Source organism: Streptomyces sp. NPDC058326 (genome assembly GCF_042879855.1).
Taxonomy (GTDB): domain Bacteria; phylum Actinomycetota; class Actinomycetes; order Streptomycetales; family Streptomycetaceae; genus Streptomyces.
In genome coordinates this window covers 160,184-177,816 of the sequence record NZ_JBHVZO010000001.1, presented here as the reverse complement: position 1 = coordinate 177,816, position 17,633 = coordinate 160,184, and the positions used below count along the sequence as shown (strand labels likewise).

Here is a 17,633-nt window from a genome sequence, read left to right as displayed (position 1 = left end):
CCGGGGCGACCGGTGCCACCGTGGGGGCCGTCCTCGCCGGCGGAGGCTTCCTGGCCTTCGGAAAGCGTCGTCGGGGCGCCTCCCGGCCGTCCCGGGACGATGACGTGTCTCGGCCAACTCCGTGGTGAACTCCTGACGGGGTGCTGACGCCACATCAAGGATGTGGCTAACATCACGCCAACGCCGGCAGTGCAGCCGGGCCGTTGAGGAGGTGCGTATGCCGTCTGCCCGGAATTCACGTGGTGGGAAAGTGGCCGTCTGCGGAATTCGTACCTCCTGGAACACGGTCGGAGACGGCGAGTTCTTCTGCGAGGAGTGCGGCGGCGACCGGAACTACCGGCGGCGCACCGGCCGCCGCAGGTTCGCCGTCCTGGGCGTCCCGGTCCTGCCCCGCGGCTGTACCGGCCCCGTCGTCGAGTGCGCGGCCTGCCACACGCACTTCGGTACGGAGGTCCTCGACCATCCGACGACGAGCCGCTTCTCCGCGATGCTGCGCGACGCCGTGCACACCGTCGCCCTGGCCGTCCTCGCGGCCGGCGGCACCGACTCCCGCGCCGCCCTCGACCAGGCCGTGAGCGCGGTCAGGTCCGCCGGCTTCGCCGAGTGCACGGCCGTCCAGCTCGTCGACCTCGTCGAGGCCCTGGAGGCCGACACCGGGCGCTTCATGCCCGAGGTGAACCCCGAGGGGACGCTCCTCGCGATCGAGCTCCACGAGGCCCTGGAGCCGCTCACCCCGCACCTGGCGGCCGCCGGGCGGGAGTCGATCCTGCTCCAGGCCGCCCGGATCGCCCTCGCCGACGGCGTCTACAGCCCGGCCGAGCGCGAGGTCCTCGGCACCGTCGGGAACGCGCTCGCGCTCGCCCCCGACGACACCGTCCGGCTGCTCGCCTCGGCGAGGACCGTGTCGTAGAGACCCCTACGGGGCGATGTTCTGGTTGAGCCGGAACACGTTGTCGGGGTCGTACCTGCGCTTCACCGTCCGCAGCCGGTCCCAGTTCTGGCGGTAGTTGACCCGCACCCGGTCCTGGTCGTCGGTGTCCATGAAGTTGACGTAGCCGCCCTCCTGGGTGTGCGGGCGCAGCGCCGTGTCGTAGGCGCGGGTCCAGGCGATGTTCCGCTCGGAGTCCGCCGCGTCGGTCCAGGTACCGCCGAAGGAGTGCGAGAAGCACGCGTCCCGGTAGGCGAACGCGGTCTCCTCCGGGCCCACGCGGTGGCAGGCGCCGTCGATCGGGAAGATCGCGGTGTCCGATTCCAGGGACGGCATGGTCGCGCCGTACTCCACATGGGCCGCGATGGCCCCGTCCGTGAGGCCGCGGCTGAAGTTGCCCTTCCAGTAGTGGTACAGGCCCGCCGGCAGCTGTTCGTCGAAGATGGTGTTGATCACCGGGTACGGCATCCGCTCCATGAACCGGCCGATCACCGGGCCGAGTCCGTCGAGGCGGGCGAGGACCTTCTCGTCCTCCGACGCGGGGCCGCTGAAGCAGGTGAACGCGGCGCAGATCGGGCGGCCGTGCCAGCGCTCCGGCAGGAACGGTTCCTCCGGGCCGAGCGCGAGGACCAGGATCACGTTCAGCTCCTCGGGCGCGGCCAGGATCATGTCCCGCCAGGCGCCGATCACGTCCGCGTCGAGCGGATAGCAGGTCAGGCCGCCGAAGACGTCCGCGACCGGGTGCAGCCGGAACACGAGCGAGGTGGCGACACCGAAGTTGCCGCCGCCGCCCCGCAGCGCCCAGAACAGCTCCGGGTCCCGCTCCGCGTCACAGGACACGAGCGTGCCCTCGGCGGTCACCACGTCGGCCGCGAGCAGGTTGTCGCAGCTCAGTCCGGAGCGGCGGGCGAGGTGGCCCATGCCGCCGCCGAGCGTCAGACCGCCCACGCCGGTCGTGGAGATCACCCCGCCGGTGGTGGCGAGCCCGAAGGCGTGGGTGGCGTGGTTGAAGTCGCCCCAGGTGGCGCCGCCATCGGCCCGCGCGGTCCGGGCCTCCGGGTCGACCCGGACGCCCCGCATCCGGGACAGGTCGACGACGAGCCCGTCGTCCACGGTGCCGAACCCGGCCACGGAGTGGGAGCCGCCGCGCACGGCGAGCGGCAGGTCGTGCTCCCGGGCGTACCGCACCGCCGCGATCACGTCGGCCGCGTCCACGGCGTGGACGACGACGGCCGGGCGGCGGTCGTGCAGGGCGTTGTAGACCCGGCGGGACACGTCGTACGACGGGTCGCCGCGGGTCACGACGGTGCCGCGCACGGCACCGCGGAGCGTGTCCAGGGGATCGGTGATGGTGGTCATGTCTCCGGTGTAGCCCCCGGGCTCCGGCGCCCGCATCGCCCGAACCGCCCATGCCGGCGACGGTCCCGCGTGGGCCGTTCAGACCAGACCGTGGGCGTACGCGTAGGCCGTGGCCGCGGCGCGGGAGCCGACGCCCAGCCGGGCGAAGATGTTGTTCAGGTGCCGGGCGACCGTGTGCTCGCTGATCACCAGGGCGCGGGCGATGTCCTTGTTCGTCCCGCCCGAGGCCACGAGGCGCAGGACCTCGGCCTCCCGCGCGGTGAGCCCGCCCGGCAGCCGCCGCCGCGCCCCGGCGGAGAGCAGCGCCGCCGCGCGCCGGGCGTCCGGCACCGCACCGAGCCGCTCGAACACGGCCCGCGCGGCGGCCAGTTCGAGGCGGGCGGCCTCCTCGTCGCCGCCCGCGCGGTCGGCCGCCGCGAGCAGCATCCGTACCTGCGCGGCCTCGTACGGCACCCGGAGCTCCAGCCACCCGGCGAGCGCCCGCCGCAGCAGCCGCGGCGCCTCGCCGCTCCGCTCGGCCAGGGCCACCGAGCCGAGCGCCGTCTCGGCCAGGGCCCGCAGCAGCGGTACGTCCCCGGCCAGGGCGTCGAGCTCCGCCGCCGCGTCCGCCGCCCCCGGCACGTCACGGACGGCGAGGGCCACCTCGGCGCGGGCGGCGAGCAGCCGGGCCCGGCCGAGGAGGTCGTGGTGGGGTTCGCTCCGGCAGGCCAGGGCCAGGTCGACGCCGGCCACCGCGGCGTCGGCCCTGCCCTGCGCGAGGCGCAGCAGCGCGAGGCCGGGCTGCGGGATCCTGCCCAGCTCGTGGGCGTGCCCGTACGACACGGCGGCCTCGTCCAGGCGGCCCTGGCGCCGCTGGACGTCACCGGCGGCGTAGTACGCGGCGGCGGCCGACTCCAGACAGTCCACCGGCACCTCACGGCACGCCTGCCGGGCCTCCGCCTCCGCGAGCGCCCAGACCCCCAGAAGGTCGAGAACCTCCACCCGGTGGGCCCGGCAGACCCCGCGGAACGGGTTCTCGTCCGAGGGCACGGTCATGGGGAGCGGCGTGGAGCCGGACACGTCGGCCGGTTCCGTACGGGTTCCCCGATCGTCCTCCGACGGGTGGCCGGGCCACGGCGGGGCGCACCACTCCATCGCGGCGTTCGTCCACTCCACCGCCCGGCCGAAGTCGGCCGCCTCCATGCACTGGGTGAGGGCCAGGCAGTACAGCCAGCCCGTGAACATGCCGCTCAGCTCGCCCGCCGACACCGCGCACATGGCGTCGTCGAGGAGGGCGAGGGCCTCGGCCCTGCGGCCGGCCGCGAGGAGGACACCGGACTCGGCCTGCCGGCTGAGGGCGAGGAGGTCGGGGCTGCCGGAGCCGAGGGCGAGGGCGGTCATCCGGCGGGCGGCGGCGAGGGCGGCCTCGTGGTCGCCGCGCGCCCGGGCCTCCTCGGCGTCGCTCCAGGCCAGGAAGCACTGCTCCGGACAGTCCGGCAGGCCCTCCAGGTGGTGCCGGGCCCGGTGGAGCCAGCCGGCCGCCGCCGCGGGGCGCCCGAGGCCCAGGTACTCGTAGTGCAGCCACCAGGAGGCGAGCCCGGCGCCCCGGTGGTCGTCGGCCGCGAGACAGGCGGCGTGCGCCCTGAGCCGGGCGGTGACGGACTCGTCGACGTGCCCCGACCACCAGGCGGCGTCGGCGAGCATCGAGAGGTCGTCGGCGGTCAGACCGCGCGAGGGGTGCTGGTCGTGGGCGTGCAGCAGGGCGTACGCCTCGGCCCAGGACTCACGCGCCGCGGCGTCCCTGGCTCGTTCGACGGCGTCGATCGTGGTGGGTGCGGACATGGCCGCTCACCCCTTTCCCGGCCCTTTCAGGATAGGACCGGGGAGGGGTGAGGGCCTGCCGCGAAGGGGTGAGGGCCCGGTGGGGGAGAGTCCGCTACTGGATGGCGCCGCTCGCGCGCAGCATGTCCTCGCGCTCGACGATCTTCACGCGCTCGCGGCCCTGCGGCTCGCCGAGCGCCTTCTCGGCGGCGTCCAGGGCGTACCAGCCCTCCCACGTCGTGTACGTGAGGCCCTTGCCCTCCAGGAAGGAGACGACCGCGTCCGCCTCCGGGGCCTCGGGGGTCAGCAGGCGACCGTTCGCGAAGTCGTCCAGGAGGTTCGCGACGGTCTCGTTGGCGTCGCCCTTGGTGTGGCCGATGAGGCCCACGGGACCGCGCCGGATCCAGCCGGTGACGTACGTGGAGGCCATGTGCTCGCCGGTCTCCTCGATCACCCGGCCGCCCGCGTCGGGGACGGTGCCGCTCGCGGTGTCCCAGGGCAGCTTGGGCAGCTCGTCGGAGAGGTAGCCGACCGCGCGGTAGACGGCCTGCACGTCCCAGTCCGTGGTCGCGCCGGTGCCCTTCACGTTCCCGGTGCCGTCCAGCTCGGTGCGCTCGGTGCGCAGTCCGACGACCCGGCCGTCCTCGCCGAGGATCTCGACGGGCGACTCGAAGAAGTGGAGGAAGAGCTTGTGCGGGCGGTCGCCGATGTCGCGGATCGCCCAGTTCTCCAGGGTCTTCGCGACCATGTCGGTCTGCTTGTTCTTGCGGCGCTCGGCGATCGAGCCGTCGTCGTAGTCGATGTCCTCGGGGTTGACGATGACCTCGATGGTGGGGGAGTGGTCCAGCTCGCGCAGCTCCATGGGGCTGAACTTGGCCTGGGCCGGGCCGCGCCGCCCGAAGACGTGGATCTCCAGGGCCTTGTTGGCCTTGAGGCCCTCGTAGACGTTGGCCGGGATCTCGGTCGGCAGCAGCTCGTCGCCGGTCTTGGCGAGGATCCGGGCGATGTCGAGGGCCACGTTGCCGACGCCGAGGACGGCGACCTTCTCCGCTTCGAGCGGCCAGGTGCGCGGCACGTCCGGGTGGCCGTCGTACCAGGAGGCGAAGTCGGCGGCGCCGTACGAGCCGTCGAGCTCCACGCCGGGGATGTCCAGCGGGCGGTCGGCCATGGCGCCGGTCGAGAAGACCACCGCGTCGTAGAAGGCGCGCAGGTCGTCCAGGTGTACGTCGGTGCCGTAGTCGATGTTGCCGAAGAGACGGACCTGCGGCTTGTCGAGGACCTGGTGGAGGGCGGTGATGATGCCCTTGATACGCGGGTGGTCGGGGGCGACGCCGTAGCGGATGAGGCCGAACGGGGCGGGCATCCGCTCGAAGAGGTCGATGGACACACCCGGCTCGGCGGCGGCCTCGGACTTCAGCAGCGCATCGGCGGCATAGATTCCGGCGGGGCCGGCGCCGACGATCGCGACCCGGAGGGGGCGGGGCATGACTGGGTTCCCTTCGCATACGACGTGGCGGCGAAGCCACCGACACTTAGGTCACCCTAATTAACACGTTCGGCGGAGCGCTACCCGCCCCCGACCTATGGACCCATAAGGTGAACTTATGACTTCCATAAGTGAAGATGTCGGCGTCAGAAATCACCGATGCCGAGAAGGCTGGTGACGACGAGCGCGATCACCCCGGCCGTGAAGAGCAGGCCGAGGCCGAGGCGGAGCGCCGCCGGAATGCCGTCGAACCGCAGCCGGGCCCGCTTCCCGATGGTGGTCACCCGCCCGGGGTCCTGGGGATCGTAGGCGACGTCGATGCTCCACGCGGCGTCGGTCGAGTTCACGTCGCGCCTCGGCCCGGTGGGCCGCGCAGCCGAAATAAGTCACGTACGGCGACTTGTTGATGTGCTTGCGCCATGTGCGTTCGAAAATACCGCCGGTTTGTAGGACTTCATCGATTCGTTCCGCCCCACCCCGCTGCGGCTTTCGAATTCGCCGCTCAAACCGGCCGATGTACGCATCCGACGCGAACACCCGTGCGCCCGGTTACCGCGGGGGAGGCCCGCCTCCCCGCGTTCCTTCGGAACTTCCCCGAAGGGCGCCCGCGCGGCCTGCCGCTTGCCTCTGGCCATGGATTAACTCCCCAAGCCCACCCAGCAGTTGCACGGACCGCGTGTCTGCCGATTCTACGGATCCGGGGCCACCCTGGTGAGGCGAAGCAGGAAATGGATTCAGAAAGGCATACGTTGGTGAAGGAAGACATCATGAAGACGACCACGGGGGCCATCGAAGCCGCACAAGAGGCAGTGACGGAATTGCGCGAGGCACTCGCGAGGGCGGGAATCACACTCCCCTCGCTCGGACTCGACGCCGTCACCCTCGCCGCCGATCCTCCGAGGCCGCTCGTCGAATTGGGATGCTGCACGGCGGAAACGGCTCGGCTCATCGCCGCCGCCCTACTGCCGGGGGAGGAGAACCGGTCATGACCGCACTGCCCATCGGGTCGTACGTCGTGGAGATCCGCACCGGGCGGGTCGGGAGAGTGATGGGACACGAAGGGCCGTACGTCCAGATCCGCCCGCTCGGAGGCGGACGGGAGTGGGACGTGGAGCCCGGGGAGGTCCGGGAGGCGACCACGTCCGAGCGGCTGAGCGCCGCCACGGCGCACGTCAACGCCCGCAGCAGGGGCGAGGTGCCCTGAACCCTCCGCGCCCGTGGACGCGGCGGCGCGCACCGCCCGGCCGTCATACCGATGACGTCCCGCCGGTGGTCGGCCCGCCCCCGGCGTACGGGAGAATGGGCCCATGAGTCTGTTCCGCGACGACGGCATCGTGCTGCGCACCCAGAAGCTGGGTGAAGCGGACCGCATCATCACGATCCTCACGCGCGGTCACGGGCGCGTACGCGCTGTCGCGCGCGGGGTGAGGCGGACGAAGTCCAAGTTCGGGGCCCGGCTCGAACCGTTCTCCCACGTGGACGTGCAGTTCTTCGCCCGGGGGAGCGAGCTCGTCGGGCGTGGCCTGCCGCTCTGCACACAGAGCGAGACCATCGCCCCGTACGGCGGCGGCATCGTCACCGACTACGCCCGCTACACCGCCGGCACCGCCATGCTGGAGACGGCGGAGCGGTTCACCGACCACGAGGGCGAGCCCGCCGTGCAGCAGTACCTGCTGCTCGTGGGCGGCCTGCGGACCCTCGCCCGCGGCGAGCACGCGCCCCACCTCATCCTGGACGCCTTCCTCCTCCGCTCGCTCGCCGTGAACGGCTACGCGCCCAGCTTCGACGACTGTGCCAGGTGCGGCCTCCACGGCCCCAACCGGTTCTTCTCGGTCGGTGCGGGCGGAGTCATCTGCGGGGACTGCCGGGTGCCCGGAAGCGTCGTACCCTCTGCGGAGGCCATCGGCCTGCTCAGCGCGCTGCTCACCGGCGACTGGGCGACGGCGGACGCGTGCGAGCCGCGTCATGTCAGGGAGGGCAGCGGCCTCGTGTCCGCCTATCTGCACTGGCACCTGGAGCGCGGCCTGCGCTCCCTGCGGTATGTAGAGAAAAGCTAGGAGAGACCATCCATGGCCATCGCACGACTCCTCGGGCGTCAGCGACGCGAGTACCGGACCCCCGAGCCGCATCCGTCCGGTGCCCGGCCGCCGAAGCTGCAGCCCGAGTTCGTCCCGGAGCACGTCGCGATCGTCATGGACGGCAACGGCCGCTGGGCCAAGGAGCGCGGCCTGCCCCGCACCGAGGGGCACAAGGTCGGCGCCGAGCAGGTGCTCGACGTGCTCCAGGGCGCCCTCGAGATGGGCGTCGGGGCGATCTCGCTGTACGCCTTCTCCACCGAGAACTGGAAGCGCTCGCCCGAGGAGGTGCGCTTCCTGATGAACTTCAACCGCGACTTCATCCGCAAGACCCGCGACCAGCTCGACGAGCTCGGCATCCGGGTGCGCTGGGTCGGCCGGATGCCCAAGCTGTGGAAGTCCGTGGCCAAGGAGCTCCAGGTCGCGCAGGAGCAGACCAAGGACAACACGAAGCTGACGCTGTACTTCTGCATGAACTACGGCGGACGCGCGGAGCTCACGGACGCGGCGCAGGCCCTCGCGGAGGACGTGAAGGCCGGCCGGCTCGACCCGGCGAAGATCACCGAGAAGACCGTCCAGAAGTACCTCTACTACCCGGACATGCCGGACGTGGACCTCTTCCTGCGGCCCAGCGGTGAGCAGCGCACCTCCAACTACCTGATCTGGCAGAGCGCGTACGCCGAGATGGTCTTCCAGGACGTGCTGTGGCCGGACTTCGACCGCCGCGACCTGTGGCGCGCCTGCGTCGAGTACGCGCAGCGTGACCGCCGCTTCGGCGGCGTCGACCCGGCCGACATGGCCGTCCTCGACAAGGCGTAGGCCTCCGGCCGGGAAGAGGGGGGGACGATGGAGCTGCTGTACACGCCGACGCGCGCCGACGTGGCCGATGCCGTACGCGTACAGATGAGGCACGGCCTGTTCCGGTGGCTGCCACGGGCGCTGTGGCTCGTCGCCGCCCTGACCGCCCTTGTGGCGGCCCTGGAGCTGTTCGGGCCCGGCGACCCGGAGGCATGGCCCGTCCTGCGCATGGTGGGGATCGCGCTTGTGCTCGTGGTGCTCGGGCCACTCGTGCGGTGGGGCACCGCCCGGCTGATGTACGCCATGATCGGGCGGCAGGGGGAGCACCGGGCCCTCGTGGACGAGGACGGCGTGCGCTGGACCACCCGCGACAGCGAGGTCGTCCACCGCTGGCAGCTGCTCTCCCGGTACGCCGAGACGCCCACGCAGTTCGTGCTGCTCACCGCCGACAAGAGCGGTGTCGGAGTGGCCGCCCTGCCCAAGCGCGGCCTCGTCGACCCCGCCGGGGTCGACCGGCTGCGAGAGGTTCTGGACAGGAACCTCACCCGCATGTGAAGCGACATACGAGGGGCCCGCACCGGATCGCTCCGGTGCGGGCCCCTCGTATGTCAGGTCACTTCGCCGCGCACTCCGCGCACGTGCCGAAGATCTCGACCGTGTGCGCCACGTTCACGAAGCCGTGCTCCGACGCGACCGTCTCGGCCCACTGCTCCACCATCGGTCCCTCCACCTCGACGGCCTTGCCGCAGACGCGGCAGACCAGATGGTGGTGGTGGTCGCCGGTCGAGCAGCGGCGGTACACCGTCTCGCCGTCGCTGGTGCGCAGCGCGTCGACCTCGCCCGCGTCCGCGAGGGACTGGAGCGTGCGGTAGACGGTGGTGAGGCCGACCGAGTCACCGCGGTGCTTCAGCATGTCGTGCAGCTCCTGAGCGCTGCGGAACTCGTCCACCTCGTTCAGCGCCGCCGACACGGCGGCCCGCTGCTTGGTCGAGCGCCCTCGTACGGGGGGTCCTGCCGTCACCACGGGGGCCTCCTTGGATGCTTGTCTGCCCCCGCCATTCTGCCAGTCCCCCGTGTCACCCCGAGCTGACCGGATCGGACGGGATCAGACCTTCACGTCGTCCGTCGGCCGCCTGGTGCCCGGAACCGGTGCGTCACAGCTCTCGGCGCCCTTCTCGGCCGCCCGCGCCCGCCGTTTCGCGAGGGGGGTGGCGAGCAGGGTCAGGAGGATGAACACCCCGATCGCGTACAGGACGATCGTCGCGCCGGGCGGCACGTCCTGGTAGTACGAGGTGACGGTGCCCGCGAGGGTGACCGTGATACCGGTCACCACGGCGAGGACGAAGGTCGCGCGGAAGGACTTCGACAGCTGCTGGGCGGCCGCCACCGGCACCACCATGAGCGCGCTGACGAGCAGCAGGCCGACGACCCGCATGGCGACGGTGACGGTCACCGCGGCCGTGACGGCGATCAGCAGGTTCAGGGCGCGCACCGGGAGGCCGGTGACCCGGGCGAACTCCTCGTCCTGGCTGACCGCGAAGAGCTGCCGGCGCAGGCCGACCGTGACGAGGATCACGAAGGCGGCCAGGACGGCGATCGCGGTGATGTCCTCGCTGGAGACCGTGGAGAGCGAGCCGAAGAGGTACGAGGTCAGGTTGGCGTTGGAGCCGGTCGTCGAGAGGCTGGTCAGCATGACGCCGCCGGCCATGCCGCCGTAGAAGAGCAGGGCGAGCGCGAGGTCGCCGCGGGTCTTCCCGTACGCCCTGATCAGCTCCATCGCGACCGAGCCGGCGACGGCGACGGCGGTCGCCATCCAGACCGGGCTGGAGTTCAGGAGGAAGCCGAGACCGACACCGGTCATGGCGACATGGCCGATGCCGTCGCCCATCAGCGCCTGGCGGCGCTGGACGAGGTAGATGCCGACGGCGGGCGCGGTGATGCCGACGAGGACGGCGGCGAGGAGCGCGCGCTGCATGAAGGCGAGCTGGAGGATGTCCATGATCAGGTCAGCAATCCGGTGCGGATCGGCTCGTCGGCCGCGTGGGGGTGGACGTGGTCGTGGCCGGGCAGCGCGTGCTGGCCGAGGGCCTCGGGCGGCGGGCCGTCGTGGACGACGCAGCCGTCGCGGAGGACGACCGCGCGGTCGATCAGCGGCTCCAGGGGGCCCAGCTCGTGGAGGACGAGGAGCACGGAGGTGCCGCCCGCGACCTGCTCGCGCAGGGTCGACGCCAGGATCTCCTGGCTCGCGAGGTCGACGCCGGCCATCGGCTCGTCCATGATCAGGAGTTCGGGTTCCGCGGCGAGCGCGCGGGCGATCAGGACGCGCTGGTGCTGTCCGCCGGAGAGCGCGGAGACGGAGTCCCTGGCGCGGTCGGCGAGGCCGACGAGCTCGACGGCCCGTTCGACGGCGGCCTTGTCGGCCTTGGTGAGCAGGCCGAACCTGCGGCGGGAGAGCCGGCCTGAGGCGACGACCTCGCGGACGGTGGCGGGGACGCCGCTCGCGGCGGTGGTGCGCTGCGGTACGTAGCCGACGCGGGCCCAGTCGCGGAACCGCTTCCGCTCGGTGCCGAACAGCTCGATCGTGCCGCCGGTCAGCGGCACCTGGCCGATGACCGCGCGGACCGCGGTGGACTTGCCGGAGCCGTTGGCGCCGAGCAGGGCGACGACCTCACCGCGGTGGACGGTCAGGTCGACGCCGCGGAGGACGGGCCGGGCGCCGAGCGCCGCCGTGGCTCCGCGGACGGAGATGACGGATTCCGGTTCCGGGGCTGCCGGTGTCTGGGCTGCCATGGCTCGTACCTCCTGCTGTGCTGTGATCACTTCGCGCCGAGGGCCTTCTGCAGCGCGGTGAGGTTGGACCGCATGACCTCGATGTAGTCATCGCCCTTGGAGGCGTCCGTGATTCCCTCGAGGGGGTCCAGCACGTCGGTCTTGAGGCCGGTGTCGGAGGCGAGGGTCCTGGCGGTCTTGTCGCTCGCGAGGGTCTCGAAGAAGACGGTGGTGACCTTCTCCTTCTTCGCCTTGTCCTGGAGTTCCTTGATCCGGGCGGGGCTCGGCTCGGACTCGGGGTCGATGCCGGAGATGCCCTCCTGGTCCAGGCCGTACCGCTCGGCGAGGTAGCCGAAGGCGGAGTGGGTGGTGATGAAGGTCTTCGTCCCGGTGTTCTTCAGACCGTTCGCGAAGTCGGTGTTCAGGTCGCCGAGCTTCTTCACCAGGGTGTCGGTGTTCTTCTTGTAGTCGGCGGCGTGGGCCGGGTCGGCCTTCTCCAGGGCGCTGCCGACTCCCTTGGCGACCTCGGCGTACTTCACGGGGTCGAGCCAGATGTGCGGGTCGGCGCCGGCCTCGGAGCCGTGGTCGTGGCCCGCTTCCTCTTCCGCGTGCTCCTCGCCGGCGTGCGCGGCGTGCTCCTCGGCGGACTCGCCCTCGTGGCCGCCGACCGCGGTGCCGTGGGCTTCGAGCGTGGTGAGGGTGGCGGCGTCGACGGTGTTCTTGACGCCGGCCTGGGCGATCGCCTCGTCGACGGCGGGCTGGATGCCCTTGAGGTAGAGGATGACGTCGGCCTCGCCGAGCTCGCCGATCTGCTTCGGCTTGAGCTCCAGGTCGTGGGGTTCGACGCCGGGCTTGGTGAGCGTGTTGACGGCGACGTGGCCGCCGCCTATCTGCTCGGCCAGGTACTGCATGGGGTAGAAGGACGCCACGACGTCCAGCTTGCCCTCGTTTCCGCCGTCGGCCGCGTCGGAGGTTCCGGCGCAGGCGGAGAGGGCGACGATGCCGAGCGCGACGGCTCCGGCGAGGGCGGTGCTGGGTATCAGGCGACGTACGTTCATGACACTCATTTTCAACAAAATTGGAAACGATTGTCAATTGTCCGGTCTGTGGTCCCGCCCACGCGAACCTCCGCGCGCCCCCTCGCGGCCCCTCGCGCGCCCCCGCGCGATCCCTTCACACGATCCCCTCGCCGAACCGATTTGATACGGGGGGCGTGGGCGCCGGTAACCTGTGGCATTCGCACTTCGTCGTCGTAATGAAGAGAGCACCGTGGCCGCCGACAAGATCGACACCATCGTCAGCCTGAGCAAGCGCCGTGGCTTCGTCTACCCGTGCAGCGAGATCTACGGCGGCCAGCGTGCCGCCTGGGACTACGGACCGCTGGGTGTCGAACTCAAGGAGAACCTGAAGCGTCAGTGGTGGCGTTACATGGTCACCGCGCGCGAGGACGTTGTCGGTATCGACTCGTCGGTCATCCTGGCCACCGAGGTCTGGGAGGCCTCCGGCCACGTCGCGACCTTCACCGACCCGCTGACCGAGTGCACCTCCTGCCACAAGCGCTTCCGGGCGGACCACCTGGAGGAGGCGTACGAGGAGAAGCACGGCCGTCTCCCCGAGAACGGCTTCGCCGACCTCAACTGCCCGAACTGCGGCAACAAGGGCACCTTCACCGAGCCCAAGCAGTTCTCCGGCCTGCTCTCCACGCACCTCGGCCCGACCCAGGACACCGGCTCCGTCGCGTACCTGCGTCCCGAGACCGCCCAGGGCATCTTCACCAACTTCGGCCAGGTCCTGCAGACCTCGCGCAAGAAGCCGCCGTTCGGCATCGGCCAGATGGGCAAGTCCTTCCGGAACGAGATCACTCCGGGCAACTTCATCTTCCGCACCCGCGAGTTCGAGCAGATGGAGATGGAGTTCTTCGTCAAGCCGGGCGAGGACGAGCAGTGGCAGGAGTACTGGATGGAGCAGCGCTGGAACTGGTACACCGGCCTGGGTCTCCGTGAGGAGAACATGCGCTGGTACGAGCACCCGAAGGAGAAGCTCTCCCACTACTCCAAGCGCACCGCCGACATCGAGTACCGCTTCCAGTTCGGCGGCAGCGAGTGGGGCGAGCTCGAGGGTGTCGCGAACCGCACCGACTACGACCTGAACGCGCACTCCAAGGCCTCCGGCGCCAACCTCACCTTCCTGGACCAGGAGTCCGGCGAGCGTTACACGCCGTACGTCATCGAGCCCGCCGCCGGTGTCGGCCGCGCGATGCTGGCCTTCCTCCTCGACGCGTACAACGAGGACGAGGCCCCCAACGCCAAGGGCGTCATGGAGAAGCGCGTCGTGATGCGCCTCGACCCGCGCCTCGCGCCGGTCAAGGTCGCCGTCCTGCCGCTGTCCCGCAACCCGCAGCTCTCCCCGAAGGCCAAGGGCCTCGCGGCGGACCTGCGGCAGAACTGGAACATCGAGTTCGACGACGCCGGCGCCATCGGCCGCCGCTACCGTCGCCAGGACGAGATCGGCACCCCGTTCTGCGTCACCGTCGACTTCGACACCCTCGACGACAACGCGGTGACCGTGCGCGAGCGCGACACCATGAAGCAGGAGCGTGTCTCCCTCGACCAGATCCAGGGCTACCTGGGCAGCCGTCTGCTCGGCTGCTGAGTCGGTTCGCCTCCACGGGAAAGCCCCCGGTTCCTCACGGAACCGGGGGCTTTCCCGTACGCGGTCAGGCCCGCAGCGCGCGCTGCACGAGGGAGACGACCGCCGCGAACGCGTCCGCGATGTCGGGGGCGGACCAGTCCGTGGCGTGTGCCGGGTCGTGGAAGCGGTCCGTCGCGTCGAAGACCGCGCGGGCCGTCGTCGCGAAGTCCCGCTCCGGAGCGGCGAACAGGCCCTCCCGGTGCCCGTCCTCGACGATCCGGGCGATCTGGCCCACGAGGTGCTCCACGTGCCGGTCGACGACCGCGCTGTTCTCGCCGATGAGGACCAGGAAGGTGGCCATCAGCTCGGGATCGCCGCCGGCCTTGTGGCGCTTGAGTCCGAAGAGGGCGGTCAGCCAGCCGGTGAGCCGCTCGTCGGCGGGGCCCGGGCCCTCGGCGTACGGCCGGAGCTCCACGACCGTCCGCTCCAGCCACCGTTCCGTGACCGCCTCGCGCAACGCCGCCTTGGTGCGGAAGTGGCGGTAGACGCTGCCGTGGCTGACGCCGAGCACCCGGGCCACGTCCACGACGGTCGCCTTCGCCGGGCCGTAACGCCGCAGCACCTCCTCGGTGGCTTCGAGGATGCGCTCGGCGGTCAGGGTCTCGGTGGCGGCCATGGAATGACAGTACCTGTCAGCTGCGAACCCGGAGGGGCCGCTCAGCGCTCGCTGTCCAGGTGCGCCATCTGTGCCGCCGGGTAGCGCTCGCCCGCTGCCGCGCCCGCCGGGACGGCCTCCTCGATCGCGGCCAGGTCGGCGGCGTCGAGCGTCACGTCGAGGGCGCCGAGCGCCTCCGCGAGCCGGTCCCTGCGCCGGGCGCCGATCAGCGGGACGATGTCCACGCCCTGCCGGCCGGCCTGGGCGAGGACCCAGGCGATGGCGGTCTGCGCGACCGAGACGCCCTTCGAGCCGGCGAGTGCCCGCAGCCGGTCCACCAGGTCCAGGTTGCGCTGGAGGTTCTCGCCCTGGAAGCGCGGGCTCATGCCCCGGAAGTCGCCGGGCGCCAGCTCGTGGTCCCGGGTGAAGTGGCCGCTGATCAGGCCGCGCGACAGGACTCCGTACGCCGTGATCCCGATGCCGAGCTCACGGGCGGCCGGGAGGATCTTCTCCTCGATGGAGCGGGAGATCAGCGAGTACTCGATCTGGAGGTCGGCGATCGGGGCCACGGCCGCCGCCCGGCGCAGGGTGTCCGCGCCGACCTCGGAGAGGCCGATGTGCCGCACGTGGCCCGCCTCGACCAGCTCGGCGATGGCGCCGACGGTCTCCTCGATCGGTACGTCGGGGTCGACGCGGGCGATCCGGTAGATGTCGATGTGGTCGGTGCCGAGGCGCTGGAGCGAGTACGCCGCGAAGTTCTTCACGGCGGCCGGCCGGCCGTCGTATCCCGTGAACCCGCCCTCGACGGTGCGGAGCGCGCCGAACTTGACGCTGGTCAGCGCCTGTTCGCGGGCGGCGGCGGGGGCGGTCCTGAGCGCCTCGGCGATCAGCAGCTCGTTGTGCCCCATCCCGTAGAAGTCGCCCGTGTCGAGCAGGGTCACGCCCGCGTCCAGGGCGGCGTGGAGGGTCGCGATCGACTCGGCGCGGTCGGCATCGCCGTAGAACGTGGACATGCCCATGCAGCCCAGGCCGAGGGCGGAGACACGGGGGCCGGTGGCGCCGAGGGGGCGGGTGGGGACGGGGCGGGTGGTGGTCATGGCGGTCTCCCGGGGAGGGGACGGACAGGGTGACAGAACAACCATGACATGACCGATGACGGATTTCAATATCTGTCATTACGTGCGGAGGGGGAGTGGTGCACGCGGAAGCGCCGGAGGAAATCGGTGTGCTCGACGGCCGGTGGCCGGGGTAGCGTCACCGGCATGTCTTCGTTCTTCCAGATCTACGAGTGAGCGCCCAGCCCAGCTGATTCGAGCTCGACCATCGCCCACCTCACCGCACGGGAGAACCCCATGGCCAAGCGCAACAACCTCCTCGGCGTCGGCGGACAGCGCAAGAAACTGTCCCGCGACGACCGGCACGGCGCCGTCCAGAGCGCCGGCGCCGCCCGCCGCACGGCCGACGAGCAGAAGCAGGAGCTCCTGAAGAAGATGCGCGAGCGCGCCCAGGGAGCCGAGAACACCGAAGGCGCCGAGAGTGCCACGACCGGCGAGGCCGGCCAGAAGTAGCGGTCACCCGCACGACAGAGGGCCCGGGGCGTGCGCCGCCCCGGGCCCTTCGCCGTACGAGGCCGGCTACGCCACCGTCCTCGGCAGACGCAGCGACAGCGCCGCCGTCAGCAGGATCATCGCCAGCTGGAGGAGGAGCGTCACCGTCAGGGCCGTCCCCGAGCCCGCGGGGCCGGACGCGGCCAGGCTCAGGAAGAGCGAGCCGAGCGTGGCCACGCCGAGGGCCAGGGCGGACTGCTGGGCTGTCACCATGACGCCGCTGCCCACCCCCGCGCGCTCCGGCGGGACCTCCGAGAGCACCAGCCGGAAGAGCACCGGCAGCTGGAGGCCCTGGCCCAGGCCCGCGACGGCCATCCCCGGGAGCAGGAGCCAGACCGAGAGGTCCGGCCAGGCGCGCCAGGCCGTCAGGGCGAGCAGCCCGAGGCCGAGGGCCTGGACCAGGCCGCCCACCGTCACCACGCGCGTGCCCCAGCGCCGTACGAGGCGGGGCCCCGCGAGGGAGGCCGCGAAGAAGGCCACTGCCATCGGGGCGAGCGCCAGGCCCGACACCACCGCGCTCAGCCCCAGGCCCTGCTGGAGCGCCACCGCGATCACGAAGACGAAGCCGCCGAAGCCCATCGACAGCGGCAGGATCAGCAGGAGTCCGCGCCGCAGCGAGGCCAGGTCGAGCAGGCTCGGCGGGACCAGGGGAGTGCGCCCCGCGCGGTCCGCCCGCAGCTCCACCCGCCAGAACGCCCACACCGCGAACGGGAACACCGCCAGGGCGATCCAGGTCCACAGCGGCCAGCCGGCCGCCCTGCCCTCCGTCAGCGGGGCGAGCAGGGCGAGCAGCGCCAGGCCCAGCAGCAGCGTGCCCGGCACGTCCACCGGCGCCGGGCGGTCGGACCGGGTCTCCGGGACGGTACGGAGGGCGAGGACCAGACCCGCCACCGCCACCGGCACGTTCACCAGGAACACCGCCCGCCAGCCCGAGCCCGCGAGATCGGCGGCGACGAGCACCCCGCCCAGGATCTGGCCCACCATCATCGAGAGGCCGACGGTCGCCCCGTACAGGCTGAGCGCCTTCGCACGCCGCGGGCCCGACGTCGAGGCGTGGATGGTCGCCAGGACCTGCGGCAGCATCAACGCCGCCGCGGCGCCCTGTGCCACCCGGGCCCCGACCAGAGTCCAGGCGTCCGGCGCGAGCCCACAGGCGAGGGAGGTGAGGCCGAAGGCCGCCATGCCGGCGAGGAAGAGCCGCCGACGGCCGAAGAGGTCGCCGAGCCGGCCGCCGAGGACGAGCAGCACGGCGTACGACAGGCCGTATCCGGCGACGACCAGTTCGAGCAGGGCCGGGCCCGCGGCGAGATCGTGGTCGATGGACGGCAGGGCGACGTTGACGACGGAGAAGTCGATCAGCGGCAGCGAGGCGCCGAGGAGCACGGTGAACAGGCCGAGCGGGCCGAGTGCGGGGGCTGCGGGGCCCGCAGGGCCGCTCGGGGCCGCCGTACGGGCGGGAGCGGGTGGCGCGGCAGCGGATGGCACGGAAGGCGGTGTCGTGGTCACCCCCAGACGATCCGCCGCC

Annotated in this window: 19 protein-coding genes; 8 read left to right on the top strand and 11 right to left on the bottom strand. The window is 71.7% G+C overall.

Features of this window, described 5'->3' with window-relative positions; translation table 11 throughout:
• The first annotated feature begins 217 nt into the window (after positions 1–217).
• Positions 218–910, top strand: coding sequence for a TerB family tellurite resistance protein (locus ACFVYX_RS00780; RefSeq protein WP_389679109.1), 693 nt, complete (start codon positions 218–220; stop codon positions 908–910).
• Positions 911–916: 6 nt separating this feature from the next.
• On the opposite strand, the gene ACFVYX_RS00775 is transcribed toward ACFVYX_RS00780, so the two are convergent.
• The 4 genes from ACFVYX_RS00775 to ACFVYX_RS00760 all read right to left on the bottom strand — a co-directional run bounded on the left by ACFVYX_RS00775 (position 917) and on the right by ACFVYX_RS00760 (position 5,920).
• Entirely contained in the window at positions 917–2,287 is a 1,371-nt protein-coding gene (locus tag ACFVYX_RS00775; protein ID WP_389679108.1) for an FAD-binding oxidoreductase, read from the bottom strand.
• A 78-nt stretch (positions 2,288–2,365) separates the two neighbouring features.
• Positions 2,366–4,108, bottom strand: coding sequence for a LuxR C-terminal-related transcriptional regulator (locus ACFVYX_RS00770; protein ID WP_389679107.1), 1,743 nt, complete (start codon positions 4,106–4,108; stop codon positions 2,366–2,368).
• A 94-nt stretch (positions 4,109–4,202) separates the two neighbouring features.
• On the bottom strand, positions 4,203–5,573 hold the full coding sequence (locus ACFVYX_RS00765; protein ID WP_389679106.1) for an FAD-dependent oxidoreductase: 1,371 nt from the start codon (positions 5,571–5,573) through the stop codon (positions 4,203–4,205).
• A 146-nt stretch (positions 5,574–5,719) separates the two neighbouring features.
• On the bottom strand, positions 5,720–5,920 hold the full coding sequence (locus tag ACFVYX_RS00760) for a hypothetical protein (RefSeq protein WP_389679105.1): 201 nt from the start codon (positions 5,918–5,920) through the stop codon (positions 5,720–5,722).
• A gap of 420 nt (positions 5,921–6,340) precedes the next feature.
• Here ACFVYX_RS00760 and ACFVYX_RS00755 point away from each other — a divergent pair, with 420 nt between their 5' ends.
• The 5 genes from ACFVYX_RS00755 (at position 6,341) to ACFVYX_RS00735 (ending at position 9,001) form a co-directional block, all read left to right on the top strand.
• Positions 6,341–6,562 carry a hypothetical protein gene (locus ACFVYX_RS00755; RefSeq protein ID WP_389679104.1) on the top strand — a complete coding sequence of 74 codons (222 nt, stop codon included), beginning with the start codon at positions 6,341–6,343 and terminating at the stop codon, positions 6,560–6,562.
• Positions 6,559–6,777 (top strand): hypothetical protein, encoded by a 219-nt coding sequence (locus ACFVYX_RS00750; protein WP_389679103.1) that lies wholly within the window; start codon positions 6,559–6,561, stop codon positions 6,775–6,777. The genes ACFVYX_RS00755 and ACFVYX_RS00750 overlap by 4 nt, the downstream gene beginning before the upstream one ends.
• 103 nt (positions 6,778–6,880) lie before the next feature.
• The gene (recO, locus tag ACFVYX_RS00745; RefSeq protein WP_389679102.1) at positions 6,881–7,630 is read left to right on the top strand and encodes a DNA repair protein RecO; all 750 of its coding nucleotides are present in this window, start codon (positions 6,881–6,883) and stop codon (positions 7,628–7,630) included.
• Between the two features lie 12 nt (positions 7,631–7,642).
• Entirely contained in the window at positions 7,643–8,467 is an 825-nt protein-coding gene (locus ACFVYX_RS00740; protein WP_389679101.1) for an isoprenyl transferase, read from the top strand.
• A gap of 27 nt (positions 8,468–8,494) precedes the next feature.
• The gene (locus ACFVYX_RS00735; protein WP_389679100.1) at positions 8,495–9,001 is read left to right on the top strand and encodes a YcxB family protein; all 507 of its coding nucleotides are present in this window, start codon (positions 8,495–8,497) and stop codon (positions 8,999–9,001) included.
• A 58-nt stretch (positions 9,002–9,059) separates the two neighbouring features.
• On the opposite strand, the gene ACFVYX_RS00730 is transcribed toward ACFVYX_RS00735, so the two are convergent.
• From ACFVYX_RS00730 to ACFVYX_RS00715, 4 genes are all read right to left on the bottom strand, one after another.
• Complete coding sequence (locus tag ACFVYX_RS00730; RefSeq protein ID WP_389679099.1) at positions 9,060–9,470, bottom strand: Fur family transcriptional regulator; 411 nt, start codon at positions 9,468–9,470, stop codon at positions 9,060–9,062.
• Positions 9,471–9,551: 81 nt separating this feature from the next.
• Positions 9,552–10,445 (bottom strand): metal ABC transporter permease, encoded by an 894-nt coding sequence (locus ACFVYX_RS00725; protein ID WP_389679098.1) that lies wholly within the window; start codon positions 10,443–10,445, stop codon positions 9,552–9,554.
• Positions 10,446–10,447: 2 nt separating this feature from the next.
• Positions 10,448–11,236, bottom strand: a complete 789-nt coding sequence (locus ACFVYX_RS00720) for a metal ABC transporter ATP-binding protein (protein WP_389679097.1) — start codon at positions 11,234–11,236, stop codon at positions 10,448–10,450.
• A 26-nt stretch (positions 11,237–11,262) separates the two neighbouring features.
• A complete protein-coding gene (locus tag ACFVYX_RS00715; protein ID WP_389679096.1) occupies positions 11,263–12,273 on the bottom strand; it encodes a metal ABC transporter substrate-binding protein in 1,011 nt (336 codons plus the stop codon).
• Positions 12,274–12,484: 211 nt separating this feature from the next.
• Here ACFVYX_RS00715 and ACFVYX_RS00710 point away from each other — a divergent pair, with 211 nt between their 5' ends.
• Positions 12,485–13,867, top strand: a complete 1,383-nt coding sequence (locus tag ACFVYX_RS00710; protein WP_389679095.1) for a glycine--tRNA ligase — start codon at positions 12,485–12,487, stop codon at positions 13,865–13,867.
• Between the two features lie 64 nt (positions 13,868–13,931).
• On the opposite strand, the gene ACFVYX_RS00705 is transcribed toward ACFVYX_RS00710, so the two are convergent.
• Positions 13,932–14,522 (bottom strand): TetR family transcriptional regulator, encoded by a 591-nt coding sequence (locus tag ACFVYX_RS00705; protein WP_389679094.1) that lies wholly within the window; start codon positions 14,520–14,522, stop codon positions 13,932–13,934.
• 41 nt (positions 14,523–14,563) lie between these two features.
• Positions 14,564–15,598 (bottom strand): aldo/keto reductase, encoded by a 1,035-nt coding sequence (locus ACFVYX_RS00700; RefSeq protein ID WP_389679093.1) that lies wholly within the window; start codon positions 15,596–15,598, stop codon positions 14,564–14,566.
• Positions 15,599–15,853: 255 nt separating this feature from the next.
• Between ACFVYX_RS00700 and ACFVYX_RS00695 the strand changes: the two genes are divergently transcribed.
• On the top strand, positions 15,854–16,069 hold the full coding sequence (locus tag ACFVYX_RS00695; protein WP_389679092.1) for a DUF6243 family protein: 216 nt from the start codon (positions 15,854–15,856) through the stop codon (positions 16,067–16,069).
• A gap of 66 nt (positions 16,070–16,135) precedes the next feature.
• On the opposite strand, the gene ACFVYX_RS00690 is transcribed toward ACFVYX_RS00695, so the two are convergent.
• Positions 16,136–17,593 (bottom strand): MFS transporter, encoded by a 1,458-nt coding sequence (locus ACFVYX_RS00690; protein ID WP_389679091.1) that lies wholly within the window; start codon positions 17,591–17,593, stop codon positions 16,136–16,138.
• Positions 17,594–17,633 lie beyond the last annotated feature (40 nt).